We start from the raw sequence: 3,191 nt of genomic DNA, 5'->3' as shown, positions 1-3,191 counted from the left end.
CAGCTTCGACCACATGGATTGCGGCGTCTACGCGGAGGTGACGGCGGGCGGTCTCATCAGCGCGGGCGACAGCGTCCGCACGCCGCCTATGACAGAGCGTCAGGCTTAGTAGCTGTAACAATAGTTGGTCGACGACGGGATACACGTCGACCGCGGGACGTAATTGCGCGCATCGATCGCGTTGAGCTGATTGATCTCGTCGATGCGCACAGTTTCCGGGAAGTCGGGATGGGTCGGACCAGTGCCCTTGTAAGGGCCGGCGGCCTTCTTCGATCCGTTGGCGGCAATGATGACGTATTGACCCGCGTTGACCGTCATCAAAGATCCATCGAGCATGCGGATTGTAAGCGAGCCTTCCAGCACACCGATAAAAGTTTCGAGTGGTGAAATCTGCAGATCGACCACCGTGCCGCGAATACCCAGCGTCGCGACCGGAGTCTTGATCGAATAGTTCGTGGGGTTTTGCGAACCCGTCACGAACCGCATCGAACCCTGCACCGCATTGACCACGACCTGACCGGATCCGCGGTCCGGATTGTAGACATACTTGTCGAGCAGCAATTCCGCCTTCGGGCCCATATTCAGAACGGTCTTGTCCACAAACATCAGCTGCGCGGACGCGGCGTCGCCCGTCTTGATGCGCTCGTTGGCGAACACGGAGCTTCCGACGGCCAGCGCACCGGACTTGCCGCGCACGTCATTCTTCACCGCGGCAGCAACGCCGATTTTCGCATCCGCGAAAGCAGTTTGTTGGCCGGCGAGCGTAAGGGCGGCAATGGCAAGAGTATAAGGGAGAGCGGCGGGACCTGACGGAGGCATGGCTGTGGCTATCGCTCCCTGATTGCCCCAAAATGGTGCGGGGTGTGGTTCGAGAAACACGGCCCACAGGCTTGATGTCGCCCGCGGCGTTTCATGCATAGCCGAGTGACCGTGATTAAGCTAGATGAAGGCGGTAATTGGCGGCAGGTGTTGCCGGAAAGTCGGGAATGCAAGCGTGACGTTGAATCGGGGGCTTGTCTCACTGCTTGTGGCCGTCGCGGCGTTAGCCGGCGCCGCCACTGCAAATGCCAAAGAAATCGACGTGCTGTATGCCCGCGTATTGCGCGAGCCGGCAAATACCGAACTCAATCTGCGTTTTGCACGCCTTGCCGAAGAGCAAGGTGTGACGCGCTGGGCATTGATGGCCTACGAGCGCGTCGTGCTGAATGATCCCAATAACTGGGAAGCCAAGGTCGGCCTGATGCGCGTCCGCCGCGCCATGCAGCCGGCGTTCACGCAAGTCACGATGGAGCTCGGCACCGGTTACGAGTCCAATCCGCTCTACTACTTGCCGGCAAACCAGAACCCCTACACCGCGCCGGGCAGCGGAAGCGGCAAGAGCACATGGTTCGGTACGGGCCTCATCGCCTTGCAGGATGAACGCAAGATCGGCGGTCAGGCATGGCGCAGCAATGCCGCCGTGTTCGGTCGGGCCAACACCCGTTACGGTGACCTCAACTACGCTCACGCGGGCGGCGAAACGGGTCCGGTATTCGACGTGCTGCCTGGGCTCAGTTTCTCGCCGACGCTCGGCGCGGCCGTCGGATATTTCGACGACCGCTTCTATTACGCCGAAGGCTCCGGCGCTGCGACGTTCGAAGGGCAGACGCGCGAGGGCATCTTCCACATGCTGCGCGCGCGTGCTGCCTATCGCTCGTATGACAGCTACTGGCCGAGCCAGGAGGGCTGGTACTACGACATCCGCGCACGTGTCGCGATCCCGAGGCTGTTTGGAGAGGGCAACCTCGTCGCCGTCTCGCCGTGGGTGCTGTGGAGCGATATTTCCGGGACTGTCACGAATGCGATCGTGACCGAAATCCAGCCTGGCAAGTATCGCGAAATAGGCGGGCGCGCTGAAATCTATCAGCAGCTTTCGGCCTGGATGACGGTCGGCCTCAGCTTCGCCGCCAGCTGGCGCGATTACAGTGGCGATTTTGTCGCGGGGACCGGCGTGAACCGCGAGGACACCCTCCTCGTCCCCGGCGCGATGGTCCTCTTCCCTGGCTTCTTCTGGAAGGAATGGGATCTGCGGTTCGACTATCGCTATCTGCACAACGATTCGAACGATCCGACGAAAGAATACCGCGACCACATCGTCACGGCCGCGGCCACAAAGCGGTTTGATCCCTTCCGCGCCGAACCGACGCCGGGCCGCTGATCGCCTTTACTGTGCATTAACCGCTCCGCCCCACCTTGCGACGAGGCAGCCGCAGGAAGCGGGGCGATGGCGAAGGCATCATTTTGGCTCGGTCTCGCGGCCGGTCTCCTGGCCGGCCTCGCAAGCACCGCTGCGCGAGCCGATCTGAAAATCTGCAATACGATGAGCTATGTCGCGCATGTCGCGATCGCGATCGACGATCGCGGCACCGCGACCTCGCGCGGCTGGTACCGGCTCGATCCGGGTCAGTGCCGCGTCGCTGTTCAAGGTGCGCTCCCCTCCGGCGATCTGTTCGTGCATGCGCGCATCCCGCCGCTCTACGGGGAATCTCCCTTGCCACAACGCGGCGATACCGAATTCTGCGTCGGCGCCGTGGACTTCTCGAACAACAACGCGCGCAACTGCAGGGGCGGCCAGCGCCCCGCCTTGTTCACGGCGGTGAAGCCCTCGCAGACCGAGAATTCCGAGAAGGACTTCAGCGTCACGCTCGGTGAGGAAGCCGGCTATTCCGCGGATCAGGCGCGCGACGCTGGCATCCAGCGGCTGCTGACGGTGGCGGGCTATGATCCGGGGCCCATCGACGGCGTGCGCGGCGACAAGACCGACAACGCGTTGCGCCAGTTCGCGCAGGACAACAACGTTTCGGTGACCGCGGCTGCGCGATCCGACTTTTTCTCGCTCCTGATGGACGCAGCGCAAAAGCCGGGCACCGGCTTCGCCTGGTGCAACGACACCCCCCATTCCGTGATGGCTGCTATTGGCGTCGAGGACGCCAACGCCATCACGACGCGGGGGTGGTATCGCATCGAACCGGGCCGTTGCCTGCGGCCGGAAACCGCCGGCGCCACCAAGCGCATCTTCTCTTTCGGAGAGGCGGTTGACTCCAATGGCCAGGCGCTGGTGAGTGGGGGCAAACCTCTCGCTTGGGGCGGGAGCACGATGCTGTGCATCCGCGCGGCCAAATTCGAAGCCAGCGACCATGCCGACTGTTCCG

General features: G+C 62.7%; 3 protein-coding genes. 2 read left to right on the top strand and 1 reads right to left on the bottom strand.

Features of this window, described 5'->3' with window-relative positions:
- Positions 1-105: 105 nt before the first annotated feature.
- The gene (locus VNZ93_RS20790) at positions 106-696 is read right to left on the bottom strand and encodes a FecR family protein (RefSeq protein WP_325709734.1); all 591 of its coding nucleotides are present in this window, start codon (positions 694-696) and stop codon (positions 106-108) included.
- A gap of 298 nt (positions 697-994) precedes the next feature.
- Between VNZ93_RS20790 and VNZ93_RS20785 the strand changes: the two genes are divergently transcribed.
- Positions 995-2,197 carry a hypothetical protein gene (locus VNZ93_RS20785; RefSeq protein ID WP_325709732.1) on the top strand — a complete coding sequence of 401 codons (1,203 nt, stop codon included), beginning with the start codon at positions 995-997 and terminating at the stop codon, positions 2,195-2,197.
- A gap of 66 nt (positions 2,198-2,263) precedes the next feature.
- On the top strand, positions 2,264-3,191 hold a 928-nt coding region (locus VNZ93_RS20780; RefSeq protein ID WP_325709729.1), incomplete at its 3' end, for a DUF1036 domain-containing protein.

Source organism: Pseudorhodoplanes sp., from assembly GCF_035565795.1.
In the GTDB taxonomy this organism is placed as follows: domain Bacteria; phylum Pseudomonadota; class Alphaproteobacteria; order Rhizobiales; family Xanthobacteraceae; genus Pseudorhodoplanes.
This window is presented reverse-complemented; position numbering and strand designations above follow the sequence as displayed.